The sequence below is a fragment of the Mesorhizobium sp. M0185 genome (genome assembly GCF_040322175.1).
Lineage (GTDB): Bacteria > Pseudomonadota > Alphaproteobacteria > Rhizobiales > Rhizobiaceae > Mesorhizobium.
Map to the genome: position 1 here is coordinate 1 of NZ_JAMYSY010000025.1, position 25,708 is coordinate 25,708.

Annotated in this window: 23 protein-coding genes, 1 pseudogene and 1 riboswitch; of the genes and pseudogenes, 10 read left to right on the forward strand and 14 right to left on the reverse strand. The window is 61.2% G+C overall.

Annotated features, from left to right (window positions below; translation table 11 throughout):
- Positions 1 to 494: 494 nt before the first annotated feature.
- Positions 495 to 2,573, forward strand: coding sequence for a calcium-binding protein (locus NKJ20_RS19760; protein WP_352746218.1), 2,079 nt, complete (start codon positions 495 to 497; stop codon positions 2,571 to 2,573).
- A 160-nt stretch (positions 2,574 to 2,733) separates the two neighbouring features.
- Here NKJ20_RS19760 and NKJ20_RS19765 read toward each other — a convergent pair whose 3' ends face one another.
- Together NKJ20_RS19765 and NKJ20_RS19770 are read right to left on the reverse strand one after the other, a co-directional pair.
- On the reverse strand, positions 2,734 to 3,717 hold the full coding sequence (locus NKJ20_RS19765) for an aldo/keto reductase (protein ID WP_352746221.1): 984 nt from the start codon (positions 3,715 to 3,717) through the stop codon (positions 2,734 to 2,736).
- A 10-nt stretch (positions 3,718 to 3,727) separates the two neighbouring features.
- Positions 3,728 to 4,054 carry a YjiS-like domain-containing protein gene (locus tag NKJ20_RS19770; RefSeq protein WP_352746223.1) on the reverse strand — a complete coding sequence of 109 codons (327 nt, stop codon included), beginning with the start codon at positions 4,052 to 4,054 and terminating at the stop codon, positions 3,728 to 3,730.
- A 64-nt stretch (positions 4,055 to 4,118) separates the two neighbouring features.
- Between NKJ20_RS19770 and NKJ20_RS19775 the strand changes: the two genes are divergently transcribed.
- Complete coding sequence (locus NKJ20_RS19775; RefSeq protein ID WP_352746226.1) at positions 4,119 to 4,988, forward strand: LysR family transcriptional regulator; 870 nt, start codon at positions 4,119 to 4,121, stop codon at positions 4,986 to 4,988.
- A gap of 161 nt (positions 4,989 to 5,149) precedes the next feature.
- Here NKJ20_RS19775 and NKJ20_RS19780 read toward each other — a convergent pair whose 3' ends face one another.
- The 6 genes from NKJ20_RS19780 to NKJ20_RS19805 all read right to left on the reverse strand — a co-directional run bounded on the left by NKJ20_RS19780 (position 5,150) and on the right by NKJ20_RS19805 (position 10,102).
- Positions 5,150 to 5,833, reverse strand: coding sequence for an MBL fold metallo-hydrolase (locus tag NKJ20_RS19780; RefSeq protein WP_352746229.1), 684 nt, complete (start codon positions 5,831 to 5,833; stop codon positions 5,150 to 5,152).
- A 3-nt stretch (positions 5,834 to 5,836) separates the two neighbouring features.
- The gene (locus NKJ20_RS19785) at positions 5,837 to 6,631 is read right to left on the reverse strand and encodes a helix-turn-helix domain-containing protein (protein WP_352746231.1); all 795 of its coding nucleotides are present in this window, start codon (positions 6,629 to 6,631) and stop codon (positions 5,837 to 5,839) included.
- Positions 6,632 to 6,706: 75 nt separating this feature from the next.
- Complete coding sequence (locus NKJ20_RS19790) at positions 6,707 to 7,051, reverse strand: hypothetical protein (RefSeq protein WP_023679472.1); 345 nt, start codon at positions 7,049 to 7,051, stop codon at positions 6,707 to 6,709.
- A 146-nt stretch (positions 7,052 to 7,197) separates the two neighbouring features.
- Complete coding sequence (locus NKJ20_RS19795; RefSeq protein WP_352746234.1) at positions 7,198 to 7,968, reverse strand: type 1 glutamine amidotransferase domain-containing protein; 771 nt, start codon at positions 7,966 to 7,968, stop codon at positions 7,198 to 7,200.
- Positions 7,965 to 9,464 carry an aldehyde dehydrogenase family protein gene (locus NKJ20_RS19800; RefSeq protein ID WP_352746236.1) on the reverse strand — a complete coding sequence of 500 codons (1,500 nt, stop codon included), beginning with the start codon at positions 9,462 to 9,464 and terminating at the stop codon, positions 7,965 to 7,967. Before NKJ20_RS19800 ends, NKJ20_RS19795 begins: the two co-directional genes overlap by 4 nt.
- Positions 9,461 to 10,102, reverse strand: a complete 642-nt coding sequence (locus NKJ20_RS19805; RefSeq protein ID WP_352449697.1) for an NADPH-dependent F420 reductase — start codon at positions 10,100 to 10,102, stop codon at positions 9,461 to 9,463. Before NKJ20_RS19805 ends, NKJ20_RS19800 begins: the two co-directional genes overlap by 4 nt.
- A gap of 381 nt (positions 10,103 to 10,483) precedes the next feature.
- Positions 10,484 to 10,599: riboswitch (guanidine-I (ykkC/yxkD leader) on the forward strand.
- Positions 10,600 to 10,700: 101 nt separating this feature from the next.
- Between NKJ20_RS19805 and NKJ20_RS19810 the strand changes: the two genes are divergently transcribed.
- The 6 genes from NKJ20_RS19810 to NKJ20_RS19835 are packed head-to-tail and all read left to right on the forward strand — an operon-like array spanning position 10,701 to position 15,890.
- Positions 10,701 to 11,765, forward strand: a complete 1,065-nt coding sequence (locus NKJ20_RS19810; RefSeq protein ID WP_352746239.1) for a putative urea ABC transporter substrate-binding protein — start codon at positions 10,701 to 10,703, stop codon at positions 11,763 to 11,765.
- A 38-nt stretch (positions 11,766 to 11,803) separates the two neighbouring features.
- Positions 11,804 to 12,682 (forward strand): ABC transporter permease, encoded by an 879-nt coding sequence (locus tag NKJ20_RS19815; protein ID WP_352746333.1) that lies wholly within the window; start codon positions 11,804 to 11,806, stop codon positions 12,680 to 12,682.
- Positions 12,679 to 13,488 (forward strand): ATP-binding cassette domain-containing protein, encoded by an 810-nt coding sequence (locus NKJ20_RS19820; RefSeq protein WP_023679465.1) that lies wholly within the window; start codon positions 12,679 to 12,681, stop codon positions 13,486 to 13,488. Before NKJ20_RS19815 ends, NKJ20_RS19820 begins: the two co-directional genes overlap by 4 nt.
- A 10-nt stretch (positions 13,489 to 13,498) precedes the next feature.
- Positions 13,499 to 14,707, forward strand: coding sequence for an agmatinase family protein (locus NKJ20_RS19825; protein WP_023679464.1), 1,209 nt, complete (start codon positions 13,499 to 13,501; stop codon positions 14,705 to 14,707).
- Between the two features lie 2 nt (positions 14,708 to 14,709).
- Positions 14,710 to 15,249, forward strand: a complete 540-nt coding sequence (locus NKJ20_RS19830) for a hypothetical protein (protein WP_352746241.1) — start codon at positions 14,710 to 14,712, stop codon at positions 15,247 to 15,249.
- Positions 15,250 to 15,296: 47 nt separating this feature from the next.
- On the forward strand, positions 15,297 to 15,890 hold the full coding sequence (locus NKJ20_RS19835) for a HupE/UreJ family protein (RefSeq protein WP_352449702.1): 594 nt from the start codon (positions 15,297 to 15,299) through the stop codon (positions 15,888 to 15,890).
- Positions 15,891 to 17,173: 1,283 nt separating this feature from the next.
- Here the strand turns inward: NKJ20_RS19835 and NKJ20_RS19840 are convergent.
- From NKJ20_RS19840 to NKJ20_RS19865, 6 genes are all read right to left on the reverse strand, one after another.
- Complete coding sequence (locus NKJ20_RS19840; RefSeq protein WP_352746244.1) at positions 17,174 to 19,375, reverse strand: xanthine dehydrogenase family protein molybdopterin-binding subunit; 2,202 nt, start codon at positions 19,373 to 19,375, stop codon at positions 17,174 to 17,176.
- Between the two features lie 3 nt (positions 19,376 to 19,378).
- Positions 19,379 to 19,837, reverse strand: coding sequence for a (2Fe-2S)-binding protein (locus tag NKJ20_RS19845; protein WP_352467057.1), 459 nt, complete (start codon positions 19,835 to 19,837; stop codon positions 19,379 to 19,381).
- Between the two features lie 348 nt (positions 19,838 to 20,185).
- Positions 20,186 to 20,377, reverse strand: a complete 192-nt coding sequence (locus NKJ20_RS19850; RefSeq protein ID WP_352565414.1) for a hypothetical protein — start codon at positions 20,375 to 20,377, stop codon at positions 20,186 to 20,188.
- Positions 20,378 to 21,024: 647 nt separating this feature from the next.
- The gene (locus NKJ20_RS19855) at positions 21,025 to 22,440 is read right to left on the reverse strand and encodes a mannose-1-phosphate guanylyltransferase/mannose-6-phosphate isomerase (RefSeq protein WP_352589324.1); all 1,416 of its coding nucleotides are present in this window, start codon (positions 22,438 to 22,440) and stop codon (positions 21,025 to 21,027) included.
- 242 nt (positions 22,441 to 22,682) lie between these two features.
- Positions 22,683 to 23,672 carry a nodulation protein NodZ gene (locus tag NKJ20_RS19860; RefSeq protein WP_352746245.1) on the reverse strand — a complete coding sequence of 330 codons (990 nt, stop codon included), beginning with the start codon at positions 23,670 to 23,672 and terminating at the stop codon, positions 22,683 to 22,685.
- Positions 23,673 to 24,065: 393 nt separating this feature from the next.
- The gene (locus NKJ20_RS19865) at positions 24,066 to 24,428 is read right to left on the reverse strand and encodes a hypothetical protein (protein WP_156937465.1); all 363 of its coding nucleotides are present in this window, start codon (positions 24,426 to 24,428) and stop codon (positions 24,066 to 24,068) included.
- Between the two features lie 44 nt (positions 24,429 to 24,472).
- On the opposite strand from NKJ20_RS19865, the gene NKJ20_RS19870 reads away from it, so the two are divergent.
- Complete coding sequence (locus NKJ20_RS19870; protein ID WP_352746248.1) at positions 24,473 to 24,946, forward strand: hypothetical protein; 474 nt, start codon at positions 24,473 to 24,475, stop codon at positions 24,944 to 24,946.
- Between the two features lie 369 nt (positions 24,947 to 25,315).
- Positions 25,316 to 25,617, forward strand: a pseudogene (locus NKJ20_RS19875) (nodulation factor ABC transporter ATP-binding protein NodI); the annotation flags it as partial.
- Between the last annotated feature and the right edge of the window lie 91 nt (positions 25,618 to 25,708).

Consider the following 25,708-nt stretch of genomic DNA (forward strand, 5'->3'; position numbering starts at 1 on the left):
TCTGCAATCTCTTCTCTCCAACAGAATGCAGAAATTACTTCGCAGCCGCAGGGTATGGACTCACATGAAAGTCCGCCGCTCTAGATCGGCAGCTTCGTCGATTGCGTCACATTTTGTTCTTGCTTTGTGCCGGCAGCTATGCTAGTAATTTGGCTACGGTGCAGATTCGCACTGACGACCCGCCGGTAGGCGGGTTTTGTTTTTGGTCTGGTTTTCAGATTTCCCGGCCGTCCTGCGTCGGACGGCTTCTCGACCGCGCCATTCGAGCCAAGCTCCACACGGTCGGATCAAGTTAGCCGAGTCTTATCCCGAATAGAACCATCCTTGGCTGGTCGTCGATACCGTTGCGGAAACGAGTTCGAAGGGAGCGCCCCTCCAACGCTCAATCCTACTTCAAACCTCAATATTTCTGTCAGAGGGTGTCGGTATGTGATTTGGCGCTAATATACGCCGTCTGTAAGTAGGCACGGTCGAAACAGAAAAAGGAATATTGGATGACAACTCTGCATTACACGTCAGGTGGATCGGGCACGGAAATTGCGCAAGCCGGATTCAATCTGGCCGACGTTTCATCTGTTGACCAACTCAATGCGCTGCCGGACGGTATGAAGGGCTTGGTCTACCTCAACGAAACCGACGGAGCGACGTCGTCCTTTATCGACAAGATCACGCCTTTCATCGGCAATCCGAAGCTGTTCGGATTCTTCCTGGTCGACGAGCCGGATCCCACCGGCCAATGGGGCACCTACGCCTCCGCCGCGAATCTGAAGGCAGAATCCGACTGGATTCACGCCAATGTGCCGGACGCCAAGACCTACATCACGATGATGAGCTTGGGGACGTCGGCGAATCCGGATTTTTCGGGCACGTACAATCCCGCCAATACCGGTATCGATTACTACGGCGTGGATGTCTATCCTGTCCGCACGGATGGCGCGGTCGACTATAACATGATCGACAAATTCGTCGCTGCCGCTCAGGCATCGGGCATCCCGACGAGCAAGATCATTCCAGGCTACCAGACGTTTGGCGGTGGCGACTATAACACCGACATGGGTGGCAAATATGTCGTGCCCACCGCCGCCCAGATGGAAACCATGATGGACCACTGGGCCAAGCTGGTTCCGTCACCCGCCTTCGAGTACGCGTACGCCTGGGGTTCACAGCGAGGCGACACCGCGCTTGAGAGCTCCCCGGAACTGCAGGCCGTTTTCCGGCAACACAATCTCAGCACCGCCGGGACTGCTCCTTCCGAAGCTGCGGCCACCGATCCCATTTCTACGGTCCCTTCCGAGGCCACCACCGGCGATAGCACCTCGACCGCCACAGCCCCTTCCGAAGCCACCTCCAGCGGCGGCACCTCGACCGCCACAGCCCCTTCCGAAGCCACCTCCAGCGGCAGCACCTCGACCGCCACGGCCCCTTCCGAAGCCACCTCCAGCGGCAGCACCTCGACCGCCACAGCCCCTTCTGAAGCCACCTCCAGCGGCGGCACCTCGACCGCCACAGCCCCGGCCGAAGCCACCTCCAGCGGCGGCACCTCGACCGCCACCGCCCCTTCTGAAGCCACCTCCAGCGGCAGCACCTCGACCGCCACAGCCCCGGCCGGGACCATCACCGGCGGCAGCACCTCGACTGCCACCGCCCCTTCCGAAGCCACCACCGGCGATAGCAATCATGGCAAGACCATGCTTTCGCATCTCCTCGCCGGCAACGGCGGTTCGACCACTACCGCCGCCTCCGGCGCTACCGCCAGCGATGGCAGTCATGGCAAGACCGCGCTATCGCACCTCCTCGCCAGCGACGGCAGTTCGACTACTACCGCCGCCCCCGGCACTACCGCCAGCGATGGCAGTCATGGCAAGACCGCGCTGTCGCCCCTCCTCGCCAGCGACGGCAGTTCGACTGATACCGCCGCCTCTGGCGCTATCACCGGCGATGGCAGCCATAGCAAGACCGCGCTTTCTCACCTCCTCGCTAGCGACGGCAGTTCGACTGCTACCGCCGCCTCCGGTGCCAGCACCAGCGATGGCAGTCATGGCAAGACCGCGCTTTCTCACCTCCTCGCCAGCGATGGCAGTTCGACTGACACCACCCAAGATAATGCCGGCGACAAGGTAAGCGAGGGCAGCAGCGTTGACCGCATATTGGCCTCGTTGAGCCATTCTCTTTCGGCCGGCTCGGAACTTCTCGCGACCAACGATCCATCCGACAAGACGGCAACCATCCGCCACGGGTTCGCGCAAACCGTCCAGCCCGATGAAAGTGTCGGCGCCCAGGCAAAAAACGGCGCCGCCGCCGAGATCATGTCTGGCCACGGAGGCAACGATGCCTTCGACTTCAGCAAGCTTCAGGACAAGCTGCACCTCGATCAAGCCGCTCTTACCGAGCTTAAGTCGGGCGGGCTTTCATTGCATACTTCCCCTGCTGGTACGGCCACGGATGATGGTTCCCACCACATCATCTTTGACAGCTCAACCGGGTCGCTCTCTCTCGACAGCGACGCGGTCGGCAGCGCAGCTCAAGCGCAGCTCGCTACCCATCTCCCGTTGCAGCATCACTCTTTGATCTGAAAACCGGAGCGGCGGACCTTCAACTCGAGCGTGTCCGCCGCTCCGTCCGTGGTCAATTGCGCCACGGAAGCTTGACTAAGAAAAATGCGATATCGGCAGACATCAGAGAGATCGAAGTTGGTCGCATTATCGCCAATGCGAATTCCGGATTCACCACACCCTACGCAGTCCCGGCAATTTTCAGCACTGCGTCGATCTCGGCCATCACCGTTGCCGGCAGCGGCCCTTTCTCCAGCGCACCGAGATTGTCCTCGACCTGCTCGGGCCGCGTGAAGCCGGGAACCGGCAAGGCGATTGCCGACTTGGCGAGTATCCAGCCGAGCGCGCCTTGCGCAAGCGTGCGTCCGCCCGAGGTGAGCAGGTCGCGGATTGCCGAGAGCCTTGACAGATAGTGCGGGTTGGCGGCGCCATCCCTGAAAAACACCATCCATTCGGCATTCCCGCCGCGCACATCGTTGGTGGGCAGCCGCATGGCCGGCGTGTATTTGCCGGTGAGCAGTCCCATTGCCAGCGGCAGCCGGCTGAACGAGACGAGGTTCTCGCGCGCCGCAACGGCCATCAGCTCGTTCGCCGGGGTAAACACATTGAAGTCGTTCTCTACGGCGACGAACCCCTCGCGCGTCGCGTAGGCGGCAAGCCGTTCGCGGTGATCGGTGCTCCAGCCGAAGCCGCCGATCTTGCCCTCCTGGCGCAACAGGCCGAGCGTATCGAACACCTCGCCGGCGCGCTCGATCGGATACTCGTTGATATGTAGCAGCACGACGTCGATACAATCCCGCTGCAGGCGCTGCCGCGAATTGTCGATCGATGTCCGGATTGCCGCGGCAGAGGCATCCTCGGGTGCGATCTTACGCGTTTCGGGATCGCCGAAATAGCCGACCTTGGTGACGATGACGGCTTCGTCCTTACCCCTCAACGCCCGCCCGAGGATCAGTTCGGCATTGCCGGCGCCGTAGGCGGCAGCCGTGTCGAACACCCGCGCGCCGATCTCATAAGCCATCGCCAGCGCGGCTTGCGACCTGATATCGTCGACCTCGCCATAGATTGTCGCCGTGTCACGCCAACGCGCGGGGCCACCCGCCGCCCAGGTGCCGATGCCGAGGCGCGGTACCGAGCGGCCATCCCAAAGCATCATCATCTGCATGCCCGGCTCCTCAACGACGCAAGCTGGCGTGGCGGGCACGCTCGCGGATCTCTTCGCGAGAAATGCCGGCATCCGCCAGTGTGCTGTCCCGGGCCTGCCTCAAGCTCGCAAGCGTCTGGCGATAGGCAATCCAGCGGGCGAAACGGTATCGAAGTTCATCCAACATGATCGTCTCCTTTGGTACGCAGAATGCCTGCGCGCCTGGGTTGGTCGGAAGCGCAAAACCTCTGCGCCAATCGCATGCGCGATCGAAAGGGTTCAGTTCGCTTCTTGGCCAGCCGAGGCGCTTGTCCCTGTCCGGCCAGGCAGGATTGTCCAACGCCTCCAATGCCTGCATACTTGCGCACGATGCCCGCTTTGCGCTACAGCCACGGTCGCAAGGAGTTTTTCATTTCTGCAAAATGGATATCGGCTGGGACGATCTGAGGTTGTTTCTCGACGTTGCGCGGCTGGGTGGCTTGAGCGCAGCGACGGGAACCACGCGCCTCAGCGCAGCCACCCTTGGACGACGCGTCACCGCGCTCGAAAAGCAGATCGGCGAACCTCTATTCGTGCGCCAGCAGAGCGGCTACCGGCTGACCCCGGTCGGCGAGGAACTGCTGCGGCGCGCCGAAGACGTCGAGGCGGCAATGCAGTCGCTGACCCGCTGGCGCGAGGGAAACCTGCCCGACCGCATTGTCCGCGTCTCGGCCGGGCCATGGACCTCGGCCTTCGTTTCCGCCCATATCGGCGAGATCTGGACGGTCGATGACGGCATAAGGGTAGAGCTTGTCACCACTACCGACCGGGTCGACATCGGCCGCCGTGCCGCCGACATCGGCATCCGCAGCGAGCGCCCGACCGAGCAGTGGCTGGCCGGCCGTCAGAGCGGCAAGGTCGCCCACGCCATTTATTCCGGACGTCACCTGATCAATGGCATCGCCGCCGGATTGTTCGTCGGCGTCACCGGCGAAGGCGCAAACATTGCCTCGGCGCGCTGGCTGCAAGCCCATCACGGCGACCGCATCGCCGTACGCGGCAACAACACCCATTCGGTGCGCGAACTGGTGGCCGCCGGCGCCGGCCTTTCGGTCTTTCCGTGCTTCGTCGGTGACGGCGATCCGCGGCTGGTTCGCGTTGCTCAGCCTATCCCCGAACTTGAAACCGACCAATGGATCGTCACCCATCACGAGGAACGTCACTCCCCGCCGGTACGGAAAGTCGCCGACCGGATTGCCGCCTTGATGCGGGCGCACCAGCCGCTGTTTCGCGGCGAGACGCCGATCCGGTAAGCCTCAGGCATCGATCGGCCGCCAGTGGATCAAGAATCAGATATTTTGGTGGGCCGGACGATGGTACCGCCGCGTTGAGGACGCCGGAGTGCGGCGCGCTGCTCGTCGAGATCCTTGCCTTGGACGAAGAGAGCGGTATAAACCGATCAGCAACGGGCCGCCTATCCGGTCACTCGTCCTCCTGCCGGCTCATAGCCGTATGCTTCGCCCTTACGCACCACACGGCCGATGCCCGGCCAGCCAAGGTGCGCGCCGGCGATCCACGTCCCCGCCTCGGCCGCTTCACTGAAAACCTTTAGGCGGGTTGCGCGCGCGGTCAGCTGATCGTCGTCATAGCCCCAACTGAACGCGGGATTGCCGAACTGCAAGGCCGGCACATGAACGATGTCCCCGAAGAATAGGAAACGGTCCTCGTCCGTGTCGAACGTGTAGCCGGTATGACCGGCAGCATGACCGGGCAAGGCGACCGCCCTCAATCGCTCACCCACCTGGTCGCCATTCTGGACAGGCTTCAGCAGGGGCCGGAACTGCGCAAGGTGCGCGTAAGCGAAAAAGCTCTGCACAGCCGCCTCGGGAATTACGATCGCCTTCAAGTTTGGAAAGAGCACTCGGCCGTCGCGGGTCAAAAGTCCGTGCACATGATCCTGATGGGCGTGGGTGAGCGCCAAGACCGTGATCGAAGCCGGGTCGATCTTGGCTTCCGCCATGGCCTGCTCAAGACGCCCCACTGTCGGGGCCCAGCCCCCTCCTCCGCTGTCGATCAGAACGCCGTCAACGCCTGGACCTGCGAGCGCGAAGCAATTGACAGACAGGCGAAGCGCCCCTGCGATGCTGGAATAGATCACAAGTCAGCCGTCGCGCCTGCGAGACCGCAGCCGGCCTGGCGACAGCCCTTTCAATCGGGTCACGACGCGATTCATATGGGCCTGGTGAGTGAAACCCGCGTGCTGAGCAATCTCGGCCAGCGGCAGATCGCTATTTTCCAAAAGCTCGACCGCGCGATCAACGCGGCGGCGTAAAATGAATTGATGTACCGGCAATTGCGTCGCCTCGCGAAAGGCGGCGGTGAAGGCGCGTCGTGGTATTCCCGCGATTCCGGCAAGATGGTCGATCGACACCCCCTTTTCCAGATCGCCGTCAATCGCAGCGAGGACTCGGTCGAACCGCTGCGAGGTTAGGACCGGAGACTTCTGCTGCCGCTGGCGTGCATGCCCGAGACGGAGCAGGTTCGCGAAAACCAGGCCCAGCGTCCATTCGCGGACGATCGGGTTGACTGGCGGGTCGCCTTCGAGGCGTCGGCACAACTCGGCCACCAGCGAATCGCGTATCGGTCGATCGGTCAGGATTACCAGGTCCTCGGGGGTCCCGCCTGCGGATACCAGGAGCCTTGACGCCAGGGCGGAGTCAACGGTGATCATCGTCAGCTCTCGCGGCTCCTCGATCTTGAACCGCGTGGCACGCTCGGGAAGACTGAGCAGCAGGTCGCCGGGGCGGGTGAAGACGCGCCGCAGCCCGCGGCCAAGATCGATCTCTGCATAGGATGAACCGCTGCGAATCACACGCAGCTGAACGACTCCGGCCGGCGCATGGCGATAGTCGCCGGCAGGAAAGAACAACCTCTTTGCACTTGCCGCGGTCACCATCGTTGTACCGGGCGTCCGGACGCAAGTTCCTCCGGGACTTCGATGATCGATCGCCGCATCCTCGATCCTTGATGCCTACACTTTTGCCCGTTTGACTGGTCCACCAGGCGCATCATTTGCCAGGGCAGTCAGTTCACCAATCCGGGGCACAAAGATGTTGTGCAGTGTCTGGGTCATAATGGTCATTTCACGCTGAACTTGCAGTTCCTGTGCGGCGGGAAACAATGTGTCCTGCAAGAAGAGCTCCAGGCCTGCCTTGTCGTCCCATATCTCGATGATGCGATAACCATCGTCTGTGGCATGCGCGATGTGCTGGTAGATGCCGCCAGCGGGCCGTTTCTCCACGCCGATCCGATCGAGGATGCGGCTATAATCTTCGGCCGTCAGGCCGGCAATATCAAGTGTCGTCACTACGGCCATGGTTCATCCTCGCTGCTGATAGTGGTTGTTTGAGGTGGAGTTTCTTGGACGGACCCGGATCCTACTGGGCCGATGTCGTTTGGCATCGCCCGCCCTGACGGCGAGTTTGTCTCCCGAACTTCACCGACAGGAGCGGTCTTTGGTCCTCAGCCACCGAGCGCCTCGATGACAAGACGGGCGGTCGCCGCTCCGGAGAAGTTCTGCTGGCCGGTGATCAAATTGCCGTCGCGCACGGCAAAATCGCGCCACAGCCCGGCCTGAATATAGTTCGCGCCGAGCGCACGCATCTCATCCTCGATCCGCCATGGCATCAGATGCGTACCGTGCGGCAGCGCGCCCATCTCCCAGACGGCATTTTCGGCGAAGTCCTCCTCGACATTGGCGAACCCCGTAACAGTGCGCCCTTTGGCCAGCAGCTCGCCGGTTGGGAGGCGCGCGTAACGCAGCAGCGCGACGCCATGACACAAGGCAGCCGCGACCTTGCCGGCCGCGAAGAAGTTGACGAACAGCCGCTGCAACTCAGTTGCGTCTTCGAAGGTGAACATCGGCGCCTGGCCGCCAGCGACGACGATCGCGTCGAACGCGTCGACCGACAGCTCTGCAATGGGCCGGGTCGTCTCCACCAGCGCCGCCAGTTTCGGCGTCGACAGGAAACCGAGCGAGATCAGATCCATATCCGAATAGCCGGACGGATCGCGCGGGTCGCTCAATGCATCCGCCTCGCATTTGTTGCCCTCAGGCGAGAAGATCGCGACTTCGTATCCGCGCTCGGTGAAGGCGAGCCAGGGGTGAGTTAACTCGCTCCACCAAAACCCGACCGGCCAGCCTGTGGTGGTTGACACAGCCGGGTTTGAAAGGACCATCGCGACGCGTTTGGGATGCCGCGGGTCGAGTGGGTTGGAATCGCGCACGCTCATCGCGCCATCTCGACTGGTTCGCCAAGATTCGCCCAAATCGTCTTGTATTGGGTGTAGCTTTCCCACGCCACGCGGCCCTGCTCGCGGCCATAGCCGCTCATCTTGAAACCTCCGAACGGCGCATTAGGATGGTACTTGTGCCAGCAGTTCAGCCAGATCGTGCCTGCCTTGATCCGGTCGGCGAGCCGCAAGGCGCGGCCGAGATCGCTGGTCTGGATGCCCGAGGCGAGCCCGTAGCTCGTATCGTTGGCGATCCGGATCGCGTCCTCCTCGCTGTCGAATGGAATCACCGGCAGGACAGGACCGAAAATCTCTTCGCGCGATATCCTTAGGTCGTTGGTCGCATCGGCGAAGATGGTCGGCTCGATGAAGAGGCCCTTGCCGTTGACCTGGCGGGTGCCGCCGCCCGCGGCCAGTCGCGCGGTGCGCTTGCCCTCTTCGACATAGCTCAAGACCTTGTCATACTCGCCCCGCGATGCGATCGGCCCGATCATCGTCGCAGGGTCCAGCGGATCGCCGAGTGTCGCCGACTTCGCCATGGCGCTCAGCTTCTCGACGGCCTCGTCATAGCAGGCGCGTTCAACCAGCAGGCGCGATCCGGCGACGCAGACTTCGCCCTTGTTCCAGAAGATGCCCCAGAAGGCTGCCTGTATCGCGACATCGATATCAGCATCGGCGAAAACGATATTGGGACTCTTGCCGCCGAGCTCCATGGTCAGGTGTTTCATCGTCCCGGCACCGTTGCGCATGATGCCCTGGCCGACGGTGGTCGACCCGGTAAAGGCGATCTTGTCGACGCGGGCATCGTTGACCAGCGCGTCGCCGATGGTGCCGCCCGGGCCGGTGACGAGATTGTAGACGCCTGGCGGCACGCCCGCGTCGAGGATCACTTGCGCCAAGGCGAGGGCCGTCAGGGGCGTGTCGGTCGCAGGCTTGTGAACGACCGTGTTACCCGCCGCGAGTGCCGGCGCGATTTTCGAACAGGACAGCGCGAGGGGAAAATTGAACGGGGTGATCGCAGCGACCACGCCGAGCGGCTCGCGCCGTGTCAGGATCCTGATATTTGGTTCGTAGCTGGTACGATAGGCGCCGTCCATCGCGCTCATGGCGAGCCCGCCATGAAAGCGGAACAGTCCTGAGCAGTGCGGCATGATGATATCGCGGAAATCGCGATAGGGCATACCCATATCCATCGCCTCGCGCACCGCGAAATCCTCGGCCCGCTCGTCCATTAGATCGGCGATGCGAAACAGGATCTTGGCGCGCTCCTCATGATGCATCCGCGCCCAGGGTCCTTGCTCGAAAGCCCGCTGCGCGGCCGCGACGGCATCGCTCGTGTCGGTGACGTCCGCCTTCGCAATATCGGTGATCGCCGCCTCCGTGGTCGGATCAAAAGTCGTCGAAGTCTCGCCGCTGACGGCATCGCGCCATTGGCCATCGATCAGCAGACGTCCTACTGGAATCGCCTTGCGCCGCGCGGGTAGATAATCAGTCATGAACCGGTTCCGTCCTGTCGAATGAGATTGAAGGAAATTGTCGGCCCCATCCCGCGCCGATAGGCGAGCTGGACCAATAGCAGCATCATCGGCTCGATCAGGCGCGAGGCCGTGAGATCGCCGACATCGACCGGCATTGTCGGCAGATCGGCGAGAAGCCGGCAAACCGCCGCCTTGGCATCTGCGTCATTGCCGGCGACATAGCTCGTCACCGGATCGCCGTTGAGACGCGGATCATCCCTGTCAAGCAATTCGGCAAAGGTCGGAATGCACTTGACGACAAGGGCGCCCCGCGCGCGCCTCTGAACCTCCTCGCCTACAGACGTAGTAGTGCCTAGCAGCATCGTGGAAAGGTCAGGCGCGACTGCATTGGTGTTGTCCCAGACGATCTTGCCCGACAAATCGCCAAGCGCGTCCATCGCCAGCTCGAGAGCCGGCCATGGCGTCGCCAGGGCAATTACGTCGGCCCATCTCGCTACTTCGTCAGGGGCACCGAAGCCAACACGGAGGGTTGCCGCGATTGCGCGCAACTTGCCTTCGTCACGACTGAAGCTGAGGCGAATTTCGTGCCCGGCGAGGCCAAGACATTTCGCCAAGGCCTTCCCGAGCGAGCCTGGTCCGATGATCGCAACTTTCACAACTGCCTCCCGACACGCGATCGGGCTTGCCTAGCATCATTGCAGTCGCGCTTATTTCACGAATTGCCCTTGCACGATCGGGCGCACTCGTCACATGGGTCGGCGCCAATTGGCATCCGGATCCGCCGCGCGCTCACGCCCTTCCCGAACGTGTCCCTATTGGGCATGTATGTGTGGGCGACCATAGAGCAGGGTGCGATCAGCGGAGGTCCCCAGGGCACAAGCCTTCTCATATTGGTTGACGCTAGATTTTCCTTGCCTAATCCGTCGGCGTTGCGATGACTTTTGTGGCATCAGCATAACGCGATTGCCTGCAAATCCGGGGAAAGGCCGCCTCAGGACGGCTTTCCGGACTGGCACGCCCCTTGCTTCGTTATTCACGTGCAGAGCGTCTAGGGTTCCGGCCGTGTCGATCACGGTGCTGGTCCAAGAGACGCGACCGCTTGAGATGCATTGAGGCATCTGGCGGAACACGGCGGGCCAAAATCCCGGGAGAACCCTGCACGGGTTTGCTGGCGCGAACCTCTCCCGGATGCGCGCTCCGTGAACCCCCCAACAGACGTTCGGACGCAATCCGGATCGCAAACAGGGGTATGTAATGCTTCGCAAACTGGCCACAATCATCCTAGCCGCATCACTCAGCCTCCCCTTCATCTCAGCCGCGCAAGCGGCGCCCAAGAAAGACTTCAAGATTTGCTGGTCGATCTATGTCGGCTGGATGCCGTGGGGCTATCTTTCCGACAGCGGCATCATGAAGAAGTGGGCCGACAAATACGGCATCAATGTCGAGATCACCCGCATCAACGACTATGTCGAGAGCATCAACCAGTACACGGCCGGCGGCTTTGACGGCTGTTCGATGACCAACATGGATGCGCTTTCGATCCCGGCCGGCGGCGGTGTTGACACGACGGCCTTGATCGTCGGCGATTTCTCCAACGGCAACGACGCGGTCATCCTCAAGAACAAGACCGCGCTCAAGAATATTGCCGGCCAGAAGGTCAATCTCGTCGAGCTTTCCGTCTCACATTACCTACTTGCGCGCGCGCTGGAGACGGTAGGGTTGGCCGAAAAGGACATTACGGTGGTGAACACCTCCGATGCCGACATGGTCGCTGCCTACGGCACCAGCGACGTCACCTCCGTCGTCACCTGGAATCCGCTGGTCTCGGAAATCGCTGCCATGCCGGGCGCCCACAAGGTATTCGATTCGACTGAGATTCCCGGCGAGATCATCGACATGATGGTCGTCAACACCGCGACGCTGAAGGACAATCCGGCCTTGGGCAAGGCGCTTGTCGGTGCATGGTATGAAGCCATGGCGCTGATGACGTCGGGCACGCCCGAAGGCAAGGCGGCCAAGGAAGAGATGGCCAAGGCGTCGGGGACGGATCTTGCCGGTTTCGACGCTCAGCTTGCATCAACGGCGATGTTCTTCGAGCCGGCCAAGGCGGTCGCATTCACCAACGGCGCCGAACTGCCGAAGACCATGGATCTGGTGCGCAACTTCCTGTTCAGCCACGGCATTCTTGGTACCAACGCGCCGAGCGTCGACGTGATCGGCATGAGCTTCCCCGACGGCTCGACGCTGGGCGACGTCAACAACGTTAAGCTGCGCTTCGATCCGGCCTTTATGGCAGAGGCAGCGGGCGGAACGCTCTGACGCGGGAGCGCGACATGCTAGCCAGAGGAACCGGCATCATGCAGACCGCAGCAGGCCCCGAAGTCGCACGCCTGCAACTTAGCAGGCCGAAAGCGCGGCTTCGCCTCATCAACGCGACGGTCTCCCGCGGCGGAGCGTTGCTGCTTGGGACGCTGCCGTTTGCCGCCGTGGCGATTGCCTATCTCTTCGCTTCGGCGCAAAGGCTGGCGGTCAATCCCAGCGACAAGCTGCTGCCCTCCCCTGCACAGATGTGGTCGGCCTTTTCAGACCTGGCGACAGTGCCGGACAAGCGCTCCGGCGACCTGATCCTGTGGGCCGACACCTATGCCAGCCTGATCAGGCTGTTCGCCGGAGTCGGCATGGCCACGCTGGTGGCACTCAGCCTCGGCGTCGCCATAGGTTTCATCCCGCGCGTCAGGGCCTTTCTGCTGCCCTTGGTCACAGTTGTCTGCGTCATCCCGCCACTGGCGCTGCTGCCGATCCTGTTCATTGCGCTCGGCCTCGGCGAAACGGCCAAGATCACCTTGATCGCTCTCGGCGTCGCACCGGTCATGGTGCGCGACATCGCCAACCGGGTGATGGAATTGCCGCCGGAGCTCGTCGCCAAGGCACAGACGCTCGGCGGCAACAGCTGGACCATGGTGCTCAGGCTGGTGCTGCCACAGGTCATGCCGCGCCTCATCACTTGCGTACGGCTGGCGCTTGGGCCGGCCTGGCTGTTCCTGATCGCGGCAGAAGCCATCGCCTCCACCGAGGGGCTCGGCTACCGCATCTTCCTCGTTCGTCGCTACCTATCGATGGACGTCATCCTGCCTTACGTCGCCTGGATCACGCTGCTTGCGGTGATGACCGACTGGCTGCTCGTGCGGCTCTCTCACATCATCTCGCCCTGGGCCCATCCGGTGCGGCGCAGATGAGCCGGATCCTCGTCCATGGGCTGGAGAAGAGCTACGGCGACGCCCGCGTGCTGGAACGGGTCAATGTCTCCGCCGAAGCGGGTGAATTCCTGTCGCTGGTTGGCGCCAGCGGTTGTGGAAAATCGACATTCCTGCGCATCCTGCTTGGCCAGGAACAGCAAAGTGGCGGCGTGGTCGTCGTCGGCGACCAGCCGATCGTGCCGGAACCGACGCCGCAGCGCGGCATCGTCTTCCAGCGCTATTCCGTGTTTCCGCATCTGACCGCGCTACAGAACTTGCTGCTGGTCGAGGACTTCCGTTCGGGCGGACCGTTCGGCCGCGTCTTCGGCGCCAGGCGCAAAAGCGCCAGACAAGAAGCCGAAACCATGCTGGAACGGGTCGGGCTTGGCCATGCGCGCGATCTCTATCCGGCCACGCTTTCTGGCGGCATGCAGCAGCGGCTGGCGATCGCGCAGACCTTGCTCGGCCGGCCGCAGATCCTGCTTCTCGACGAGCCGTTCGGCGCACTCGATCCCGGTATTCGCATCGAGATGCATGAGCTGCTCACCGAGCTCTGGACCGAGCACGGCATGACCGTGGTCATGGTCACCCACGATATCGGCGAGGCATTCAAGCTCGGCACCCGCGTGCTGGTCTTCGACAAGGTGCGCCACGACCCCCAGTTCCCGTCCGCCTATGGCGCGACGATCACCTACGATCTGAAGCTCGACCGCAAGCACCGGGCTTCCGCACGAGACGTGGCCGAAGTGGCCGCGATGGTCGGGACGACCCGACTGGATAGCGCAATCGCGACGACGGCGTCGTGAAGGAGGTTTCATGCACAGAGATAGTCCAGAACGCCGGCATCGTCGCGCCGGGCTCACCGACCACCAGCCACGCCAACGCTTCCACCATCCGAACTTCGAGATCCGCGACATGCAGGGCTGGAAGTCGATCGAGGCGGAAGGAAAGCTGCCCGAGGATGGCTGGCGCAAGGAACAGAAATGGGCACTCGACATGGGCCTGCCCGGATCGGATTCGATCATCGACAAGTCGATCCCGACATTCGCGCGAGGCGAGTTGCCGCATTTCGCCGGCATCAACACCTTCCTCAAGGCGCCCTATGTCGAGAACGTCCGCGATGTCGGCAGATATGACGCTGCCGTCATGGGCATTCCTTTCGACAGCGGCACCACCTACCGGCCCGGAACCCGCTTCGGGCCGCAAGGCATGCGCCGCATCTCGGCGCTCTACACGCCTTACAATTACGAGCTCGGTGTCGACCTGCGCGAGCAGATGACGCTTTGCGACGCCGGCGACGTCTTCACCATCCCCGCCAATCTCGAAAAGAGCTTCGACCAGATCACCAAGGGCGTCAGCCATGTCGCCTCTTCCGGTGCGCTGCCGATCATGCTCGGTGGCGACCATTCGATCGGGTTTCCGTGCGTGCGCGGCATCGCCGACGTTACCTCCAAGCGCATCGGCATCATCCATTTCGACCGCCACATCGACATTCAGGAAAAGGATCTCGACGAACGTATGCACACGACGCCCTGGTACTGGGCAACCAACTTGCCGAACGTCTCCGCCACCAATCTGGTGCAGCTCGGCATCGGCGGCTGGCAGGTGCCGCGCTACGGCGTCGCCGAGGCGCGGAAGCGCGGCACCAACGTGCTGACGATTTCCGATATCGAACAGATGGGGCTGGAGAAGGCGGCGGAGATCGCGCTCGAGCTCGCGTGGAAGGACACCGACGCCGTATACATCTCCTTCGATGTCGACAGCATCGATTGCGGTTTCGTGCCGGGTACGGGCTGGCCGGAGCCCGGTGGCTTCCTGCCGCGCGAGGCACTGAAGCTGCTCGGGCTAGTGTCGGCGCCCGGCATCTGCGGACTGGAAGTGGTCGAGGTGTCGCCGCCCTACGACACGTCAGACATCACGGCGCTGTTTGGCGTGCGGGTTGTCGTCGAGGCGCTCGGCTCGATGGTCGCGCACGGCAATCTCGGCAAGCACAAATCCATCATCGACAAGCCGACGAGCTTTTGACGATGCACGATGATCATCACCACCACAGCCATGACCATGGCGACGGTCACCATCACGGGCCGAACGGTCATCATCACCATCCCCACCCCGTCGGCCACAACGGGCCGGCCGGCAAGCCGTTGCAATGGCAGACACCGCATCTACCGCACGACCATGCGCCCGAACCCGCCGACGCGCCGGCGACGGATCTCGATCTCGTCGAGATCGCGTTTCTCGAAGGGTTTTCGCGGGCGCCCGACCCCTCCAGTTTCCTGCGCCTCGCCGGAATTCCCTTCGTCGGCGAAACCGCCGACGGCATGCGGCTGCATCTCCTGCGCGTCGAGACGCAGGACATGGTCGATGTCGGCGCCGTCATGCCGATGATCGGCGGCGCTGGCGTCACCTATCACCCGCTGCCCGCGAAACTGACGTCGCGCCGGCGCCGCCTGGCCTTCGTCTACCATGACGGCAAGGCACAAACGCCCCTTGACTTCGGCGAGGCGCGACTTCTGGCCGACAGGTCCGGCGCCGCACAATTCACCATGCCAGGGGCCGGACAATGAGCACCGGCCTTGAACCGATCGCACCCCTATCAAACAGGTCCAGAACCATGAACAGAACGCTTTCATTCTTCGGCAGACTCGCCCTGGCAGCCGCCACAACCCTCATCCCCTCATTGGCCTTCGCCCATAGCGGCGGATTTCATGCCCACGGGTTTGTAGACGGCCTTCAGCACCCGCTGACCGGTATGGACCACCTGCTTGCCATGATGGCTGTCGGCATCATTGCCGCTCGCGCCGGCGGCAAGGGGATCATCATCGTGCCGTCGTGCTTTGTCTCGGCGATGCTCGCTGGCGCCCTGCTCGGTATCGCCGGCATCGGCCTGCCCTCACTGGAAACCGGCATAACGCTATCGCTGGTGGTCTTCGGCGCCATGATGGCGCTTGCCAAGCCGCTTCCGCTCGCTGTGGCCGCCTCGCTGACTGCTCTCTTCGCCCTCTTCCACGGCAATGCCCATGGCCTCGAAATTCCCGAGACGGCCAGCGGCATCGCTTATGCGGTCGGCTTCGTGGTCGCTACTTCGGCTCTTCACGCGACCGGCGCGTTAGCCGCCCTAACACTTCGGCGCTGGCCGCGAGCCATCCGCACGGCAGGGGTCGGCACGTCGTTGGTCGGCGTGGCGCTGGCGGCACAGATCATCTGAACCGCAGCCCATTCATCTGCGATGAACAGGAGGCGAAGGCGTGATCAACCGGCTAACCGTTTGGCAGCGCATCCGAAACGTGCTGTACCAGATCCTGAAGACCCGGTCTGAGCGACTCTGATCTCATCCGGAGATTGAGGCTAGCAGCTTGCCGTACGCCGCGCGCGCGTACGGAGCGGTCCGCCGTGGGTCGCGATTAACTTCCTAGCTGCAGCCGGACGGTCTTGCCTGACGTCGCCGGCCTGTTCCCAGCTACGCCAAATGATCGCCGTCGTGAACTCCGCGCCGGCGAGCGTGACTTGGACGGCACCGCTGCTGGCGGCCTCCCGGGCGAGGTCATGAAGAACTGGCGTGTCAAAGCGCCGAACACATTCGATCGCGAATTCGGCTTCTCACGCATGGGCTACGAGATCGCCTGGGGTGCGGCGATGGCCGATGTAGCATCCAGACAGTAATTCGAGGTCGATTGCGTAGGGGACTATGCGCGGCTTTCTATTCCGAACACCGTGCCGGCGTCGTTCAAGCACTTGATAAACGATCCTGACACTCCACCGGCGGTTGGCAACACATCTGCGGCCTCCACAGGCCCACCATAAGTCAATAAAATCAAACGCTATGGACGGCGGTTCGCCAGCCTTGACTTGGCTAACCAAGTGCAACAATGCCTCTAAATCATTGAAAGGTAACGATAATGGTGGGCCCGGAGGGTATTCAGAAAGCCATAAAAATCAATTGGTAAGAGATCAGTGGGACTTCAGAGCATTCAAATCTTTTCCAATGTTTTTCAATGTTGTTGTCCCACTCAGAAATGCCTCAGTCCACCAAGCCGACGCACTGAACGCCTCACTCGGAAGGGAGGTTTGCGCAAGGCGAAAGGAAGATCGCGTCGGTGTGCAGCCTTCCTGAGAAAGGTCGCGGTAGCGCCAACTGCTGACGCTCAGCGCGAAGACATCAATGTCCTGTTATGGGGCCGTCAGAGGACCGGCCGCTTGTCGCGCCAAGAAGCGATAGCAGACATGCAACTAGGTGGTACAAAATCTCTAGCGTGACCCTTTCGAGACATTTGCGTGCGGCATTTGCGTCTCGAAAGCGGTTCTTTAGTGCTACCAGCACCAACGACCGTCGGCGGTCGTTCAGAACACGGGTTACCGTCTCTAAACCGTATATTGGACCGGGCAGCCGCCGGAAATTGATCGAATGGAGGTGATCGCATGTCAGGAGGCGTTCAAAACGACCTACGACCGCGATCTTCATCGCGGCCGTTTTCATGGTGTCATTCCCGGCTATGCTGACAAGTTCTTTATGATCGGCAGCTTGCGGATCGTCTTGCCCGTCGCCGCCCGTAGCGCGTTGGCGACGGCCGGGCCGATCGGCGGCACACCCGGCTCGCCAACGCCCGTGGGCGGCTCGTCGGACGGCACAATGTGCACCTCGACGCGCGGCATCTGCTCGATCCTGAGCGGCATATAGGTGTCGTAGTTCTCTTGGTCTACGACACCGCCCGTCAGGGTCAGCTCCTCCTGGAGGATCGCGCCTAGCCCGAAGCCGATACCGCCCTCCATCTGAGCGCGGATCTGGTCAGGATTTATCGCGGTGCCGCAATCTACCGCGCAGACGACGCGGTCGACTTTGAAATCATTTCCATCGATGAAGGTGATCTCGACCACCTCGGCGACATAGGTCGAGAGGCTTTCATGCAGGGCCACGCCGCGGAAACGGCCTTCCGGCAGAGGCTTGTCCCAGCCTGCCTTCTCAGCAGCCAATTTCAGCACGCCGGCATGCCGTGGATGGTGACCGAGCATCGACATGCGGAAGTCGACCGGATCACGGTTCGCAGCGGCGGCGAGCTCATCGATCAGGGTTTCCATTGCGTAAGCGGTGTGGGTGGAGCCTACCGAACGCCACCACAGCACTGGGATGTTCACGTCCGTGGTGGTCAGCTCGACCTTCAGGTTCGGGATCGCATAGGGCAGGTTGGTGGCGCCCTCCACGGAGGTCGGATCGATGCCGTTCTCGATCATCGCCGCAAAGGGCGAACCGTCCGCGATCGATTGGCCCACGATGTGGTCATGGAGAGCGACGACATTGCCTTCCTTGTCGAGCCCCGCCTCGACTGCGTGCACATAGGTCGGCCGGTACCGCCCACCCCGCATGTCGTTCTCGCGGGTCCACTGCACCTTCACTGGCTTGCCGGGTCCCAGTGCACGCGCTGTGGAAACAGCTTCGATAATGAGATCTGCGTCCGAGACCGCTCGGCGGCCGAAGCTGCCGCCGGTCTTCATCACGTGCAGCCTCACCTTGTCCGGCGTGGTGCCGCCTACTTGAGCGGCAGCCGCCTGATAAAGGTCGGGCATCTGGTGTCCGCCCCACACGTCGATGGTGCCGTCTTCGTTGATTCGGGCGGCCGCGTTGAGTGGCTCGATCGAAGCATGGACAAGATAGGGGAATTCGTAGTGCCCTTGGATGACTTTCTCAGCACTGGCCAACGCTGCGGGAGTGTTACCGTCGTCGCGCGCGGTGGCCGGGCCCGGATCGTCTGCTGCCTTAGTGTATTCGGCCATGATCTCGGCCGTGCCGCGCCTTTCGGCCTTCTCTTCGTTCCAGGTCACCTCCACGAGATCGCGGCCCTTGAGCGCCGTCCACATGTCCCTGCCGACGACGGCAATGCCGCGCGGCGTCTGGACGACATCGACAATGCCGTCGAGTGCCTTGGCCTTGGAGGCGTCGAAGCTCTCGATCTCAGCGCCGAACTTCGGCGGATGGATCATAACGGCCGTATTGAGTCCATCCATCTTGAGGTCGATCGTGTAGGTCTGCGCGCCATTGGTCTTGCCGGCGGAATCGTAGCGCTTGAGGCTGTCCGATCCGATCTGGGCCCACTTGTCGCGCGGCTTTAGCGGCACGTCGTCGGGAACCGGCATTCCCGCTGCGGCTTCACCCAGGTCACCGAAGCGCGCCTGCATCCCTGAGGCGTGCGACACGACCCCGGAAGCGACTGTGATCTCGCCGGCTGGCACGTCCCACCGCTGCGCCGCGGCCGCCACCAGCATGGCCCGTGCGGCAGCACCCGCCTTGCGGTAGCGCTCCCACGACGAGCTCATCGACGTGGAGCCACCGGTTCCCTGCGCGGCCCCGCCCCAGGCGAGATTGCCGTAGAGCGCGGTATTGCCATATCCGCCGACCACGTGGACCTGCGCCCAGGCGCCGTCGAGCTCTTCCATAACCAGGGTGGCGATGCCGAAATAGGAGCCTTGTCCCATCTCGAACTGCGACGAGTGGATGACGATTCGGTTCTCCGGTGTGATCTCGACATAGGTCTGGAAGGGGTTCGCCTGGACCGCTGCAGGCGTCGTTTGTGCGTTGGCGGGCGCGGCCATCATTAGCCGGTAGCCCACGGCGAGGCCCGCGGTGGTGACGGCCGTGCCGAGGAGGAACTGGCGCCGCGTGGGCCCCACGGCATTATGCTTCGGGAGAAACTGCAACATGCCTCAAGTCTCCAGCCGGTTGGCGGTCTCGTGGATGGCCGCGCGGATGCGATGATAGGTGGCGCAGCGGCAGAGATTTCCGCTCATCGCCGAATCAATATCATCGTCCGTCGGCTTCGGCGTCTCTGTCAGGAGGGCCACGGCCGACATGATCTGGCCAGACTGGCAATAGCCGCATTGAGGTACGTCGAACTCGGCCCACACGGCCTGGACCGTTTCGCCGATCTTGCCCGACACGCCCTCAATGGTGGTGATCGAGGCTCCTTCGATGTCGCCGACTGCGGTCTGGCACGAGCGCGTCGGCATGCCGTTAACGTGAACCGTGCAAGCGCCGCACTGGGCAAGGCCGCAACCGAATTTCGTTCCTGTGAGTCCGATGCCGTCACGGATCGCCCAGAGCAGCGGCATCTCTGGATCGACGTCGAGTGTTCGCGCCTCGCCATTGAGGGTAAAAGCGACCATGGCTTGCTCTCCTTGTCCTGAGCTGGCTATCTCGTTGCGCCTCCGCCCGGCTAGGAACCGGACTCTTCTTGCTGAGGCATAGCGACCACAGACTAGGATCGCGAAGCTCGAGCAACAAGCCGCTAGCTGGCAATCGCGAGATCGTGAAGTGGCTCGTGTCGAAAGGCTGGAGGCAACTGAATGTCATTTTTGGGCCCACCGGCCGGTCAGTTTCCTGCTCGATGACCTGGTTGGCAGTCATTCCGCTTCTAAGCCTAAACCCCAGACATGAACTGTAGCAGCATCATAAAAGACGACATCAAGCGGCGATTTTCTCGTTGCGCTGCACCGCTAGCTCGTTCGCGTGGTTCATGATCCGCTGGTTATCCGCGGATGCTGGTTCACCATAGGTGCCAGAAACTTGCCACGCGCTATGCGGTTAAGGATGTGGTCGTCATTCGTAGCGAGCGAATGGCCGAAAATGAAGAAGCAATGGCTGGCGGTCTTCCCATTCGCGGTGAACTGCTTGAAGCCTTGGTACAGGTAGGCATTGTGACGGATCTTCGCCTTCTTCTGGGCGCTGGTGGGCTGATGAAGGGCGGCTTAGGGTCATGATTCCCGCTGCAATGACCGATGAGTCACAGACGCTGCATTTCGCGCTAGACCGCAACTGCGGTATTCTCGATCATACGCTCAGCCATCCTATTCGCACCTCGTTGCCGCCGTTCGCCGCACCTATCGATCGGAGGCCTTCCAGCCTCGCGATAGCCGCGCTATGTGGCTGCACACAACCTGACGACGAACAGGAGCAAGATTGGACATAGAAGCCAGCACAAGATCGCCCTCCCCCTGTCCTTGCTCGTTTTCATGCGAAAACAATCGAACTGAGTGCTGCGGGGATAGCGAGGTCGATTTGGCCCACTTCAGAGCGAAGTCGGCCATAAGCCATTGATATAATTTTGGTGGGCCCTGAGGGTGCTTGGAAAGTCAGAAATATCAAAGGCTATTCGACAGTGGGACTGTGTTGCGTTACTATGCTCTCCGGTCTTTTCCGGTTGATTTGTCCCATCCTGATGCCGATTGCGGTCATTCGCCGCTGCCTTGGTCAATTCCCGATTCCACAAGCATCCGGTCCTGAGTGGGCAGACGGGCTTCCTAGTGGTAATTAGTCAGCGACACGTTGACCGTTCTCGTCACGCGGGTGAAATCTACGTTCGACCATATACGTCGTCGAAGCGAACGATATCATCCTCGCCGAGATAATCGCCGCTCTGCACTTCAATGATCACCAGGTCAATTCTGCCTGGGTTCTCCAGCCGATGCTTATGGCCGCAGGGGATGTAGGCTGATTCGTTTGTCGCCAGGAACAACTCCTGCTCGCCATTGACGATTTTCGCGGAGCCGCTGACCACGACCCAGTGCTCCGAACGATGATAGTGCATCTGCAGGCTCAGCCGCCGACCGGGCTTCACCTCGATGCGTTTGATCTTGAAGCGCTCGCCTTCCTCAAGAACCGTGTAGGTACCCCACGGCCGATGTACCGTGCTGTGGACCAGGTGAGCTTCATGTCCTGAAGCCTTGAGGCCCTCGAACAGCTTCTTGACGTCCTGAACGCGGTCGCGGGATGCGACGAGCAAAGCGTCCGGGGAATCGACGATCACCAGATCGCTGACACCGACCGTGCCGATGACGCGCTTGTCGGAGCTCACATAGCTGCCGGTCGTGTCGACCATATGCACATCGCCGCGGATCCTGTTCCCGCTTTCGTCGGGGGCGATCAAATCGGCCATTGCGTTCCAGGATCCGATGTCGTTCCAATCCATGTCGCAGGCAACCACGGCAAGTTTGTTCGTCTTCTCCATGACAGCGTGGTCGAGCGAGATTCGCGGGGCGGAGCCGAAATGCTCAGGCGCGAGTTCGATTTTGGCAAAGCCTTCGCCTTGACTGAAGCGGCCGTTCTCGTAGCTGTCGGAGACGGCCTGGATCACCGCGGGGCAATGCGATGCCATCTCGTCGAGCATGGTTTGTGCGCTAAAGCAGAAAATGCCGGCGTTCCAGAAGAAGCGCTTGGACGCGACATAGGCTTTGGCTGTGTCCAGATCCGGTTTTTCAACGAAACGGACGACTTTCTCACCATCCGCTTCGATATAGCCGAATGCCGTGTCCGGTCTGGTTGGGGTGATGCCCAATGTGGCGATCCGCCCGAGCTTCGCATGTTCGATGGCCCGGCACATGACGTCTAAAAATGCAGGCAGGTTGCCAACCATGTGATCGGCTGGGAAGACGCATAGAATCGCGTCAGGGCCTTGCGTTGCCTTGGCATGGATGGCGGCTGCCGCAACGGCTGCGGCCGTATCCCGGCCTTCAGGCTCGAGCAGAAAGGTGCGTGGCAGGACCACGGAATCTAGTTCGTCGAACTCGTCCTTGGTAAGGAAGAGGTGTTCCCCAGATGTCACGGCGACGAGTTCCACTACGCCCTTTATCGAACCGACGCGCAACACAGTGTGCTGCATCAGTGAATGCCCGTCTGCCACTTTGAGGAAAGGTTTAGGGTGCGATTGCCTTGAGGCGGGCCATAGCCGCGATCCGGCTCCGCCGCTGATGATGACGGGAACCACTTTCATATAACAACCTCGATTTCGTCTCTGGAGTGATTGCCCGCGCCCTTTCGAGCGTTAGCGTCACGATCGCCGTCGCTCTGGCTTGGTCTGCGGCCTCCGAGTAACAGCGAAGTTCTGGCGCGTTGCCGAACGGCCTCAGATGACGACGCTATCGGTATCGTACGACGCTTCCATGGCCTCGATGAGAAATGGACATTCAACTATGCCTGTTGGTTGCATCCGCCGAATTGTGCAGGTGACGGGTCTTAACTGAGACCAGAGATTCTTTGGCTGTCTTCTATCAAAATCAAACGACTTGGCTCCTTCAGATCGAACTCAATTACGCGTGGTACGAAAAGGCGTGCATATCGTGTAAAGGCGCTCGTCGGAGGAAACCGAATTACAGTATCGCAGCGCCCGAGAAGATACATCTCAACGAGGGCGGAAATTGCGCCGTCCATCCCAAGTGCTGCAGTGTGTAAGGGGCCGTCTTGATCGGATCGGAAATGCTTGGGGACGGTGAGAAGATCGGGAAACCTGGCCGACAGGTGATCCAGGATTTGCGCGCTGTCCGTGCACAAGAACAGCCGCACAGGCTTGGGGTGCGGTAACGCTTTAGCCTTATCAACCGCAGTGCACACTTGTCGAACGGCGAACTCCGGATCGGCCCAGTAGGGCGCATGGTCCATGATGTCTTCACCGTTACCATGTCGAACATGAACCCCGATGATGCTGTGCCCCTCAAAACATTCTTGGTAAATGGCATCTATGCGTGTTTGAATTTCAGACCGAGGCTTGACACTCTGGAAGACCTGCCGCTCGGCATCCTCATCGCAGCGCCACATCAAGCAAGCGTCACACACTACTGTGTTCGCTTCGACATCGTGTTCGGCCTGAAAGAGCTCGCCCAACTCGTCGCGCTCTTGGAAAATCTGCTCATCTGGGCGGTAAAGGCAGTCGATCGCTGGCCTATTCCACCACTCCGGGAAGAATGGACCCGGGAAGGAAAAGTCGTTGATCCGGTCGTCGCAAATAGCCGGTACGCCAGCGATGTCATTGATCGGTTCGAAGAACACCGGAAAGGCATTTGTGAAGGGTTGGTCGAGATAGCAGGACCCGCGCCAGTCGACGGCTAGCGTTCGTCCCGACCGCTGAGCGTAGCGCCAAGCGGCCGCCAGCGACCATAGACAATCACCGAACCCCGTACGCCTCTGAGAGACGACGAACCTGCGCTTTAGCAATCCACTGACCTGCATTTTCGGAAATTTCGTTTCAGAGACGAGGTTGCATCTGGCTTGGGATCTCTTAATCGATACTAGTCGACCGTTACGCCGGGCGATTTGGTAGAGGCTGCGCGTGGGGCAGAAGAGCTCCCTCTGCACTGCCTATCCTTATCTCTGTGACGCTCGCAAATCTTGACGCCGGGTACTCCCGCTTCCGGTTAAATTCAGCGTTCTCTAATGCGCCGGGCGACATCTGTAAAATTGATTGCGTGGATGTGGCCCATCCATGTGTTGGATACTAAGGCATTCCTTGACGATGGGCCTCTGCTGACGCGAGGCCGCGCTTTGCTAAGCGAAACAGCCGTTCGAGGCAGTCCACAAAGTCCCTTTTTCAAGTCCAATTCTTAACTGCCTCAACGTAACATGTCATTTGCGGGCGTTTCCTGAAGGACGGATGTGCAGGACCCGCCAGCCGTCGAATGTCAGGCGCAGGCCATCCACGTCATTTATGGCCATCATGGCGTCCGGTCCCATCGAAAGATGCGACACGGCGCCCTCTGACGCTTTCAAGTGCGCCAACATGGCGCAACTCGTGTCGACCGGATAGCTTTCGATCCGGCCGGACTGAGCGACTGGCACGCGATGCTGTGCGACGACGGCCGAGAGAGGAATTTTGGCGTCTGCAGCCATGTGGAGGATCGTTCCGACGGTTCTGCGGGTTCTCGGTGTCGGAGCCGACACCTGTGCGAACCCGCTCTCGTCCGTTTTCGACAGGCCCTTGAGGTTCATGATCCTGTTGTTCGCCGAGATCACCCGCCAGTTCAGCGATCCAGGTGAAGATCGGCACGCCTGTCGATGCGGCGATCATCGCCTCGGCCAGCGAAGATGATGAAGAGGGCCATTGGGTCAAGTACAAGCGCCGACCAGCGTTTCATTGCTTCAAAGCCCATTTCGGTGCCTACGCCGATACGGCCCTTGTCGAGGAGATCGCCGTCACGGCGCCCACACCGAGGACGGCAACGCCGTTCCTGATGCTCTGCCCGACAATCCCGGCGAAGTGTTTGCCGACAGCGCCTACCGAGGCAATCATCTCGGCGACGCGGTGCGCGCCAAGGGTGGAAGGCCGCGCATCGTCGCAACCGCTGTGGGGGCGCGACGAGGCCGAAAGCTCGACGCCTGGAACCGACCGATCCACAGAATTTGTACTCGGATCGAGAAGATCTTCGGCACCTGTAGCCGGATGCGATGGCGAGGGCTGGCAAAGGCGGCCGTTCAAATTCGCCGCACTGCGATCGCCTACAGTATGAAACACAGTTTGATGGTCGCCTCGTCCCCCCATCGTTGAAGCCCAGCGACCGTTTTCGGGCTAGCGCGCCCGAAATTCCTTGGAGGTCAATACGTAATGCCCTACCCGGCTTTTCGCCGCCGTCTCAAATGTGCGGTTCGCCCAAAGCCCCCACTGCCACGAACGTTGTCTTCGCGCGGAGCGAAACCTCGCGCCCACGACTTTGTGCCGCCGATGTGCCGCGCTGCCCTGCCAAACAATCCATTTTATGGATGCACCTCATCCAAACAATCGATTTCACTGATCAAAACAATTTCCATTAGAAGACGCTGAAGCAGGCAATGATTAAGATTACTTGGTTAGCGCAAGAGAGCGGTAAGGTGGAGTTGTCGGCTTGGACCCACATGCCCGCCATTTTATCTGGGAATGGCTACGTGCCCTGTTGGCGCAGGGCAAGACGATTCTACTGGCCACCCACTTCGTGGAAGAAGCGGAGCGGCTATGCAACCGACCTGCGTGCTTGAGAACGGACGTGCGTCCTCACTCGCTGATTGATGAGCAAATCGGGTGCGACGTGATTGAAATCTATGTCGCTCACCCCGTGAGCTGAGTTCGGCACTCAGGCCGCATGTGCGACTTAGGCAGGTTAGCGGCGAGACTCTGTTTTGCTATGCCTCCAAGCAGGAGCAGGTGTGCTCGCTGGCTGACACTGTCAATGACGAGCTCCGCGCCGCATCTGTCGAAATCCTACCATAGGGTATGGGGCGGGCCGCAGTTTGCTGGC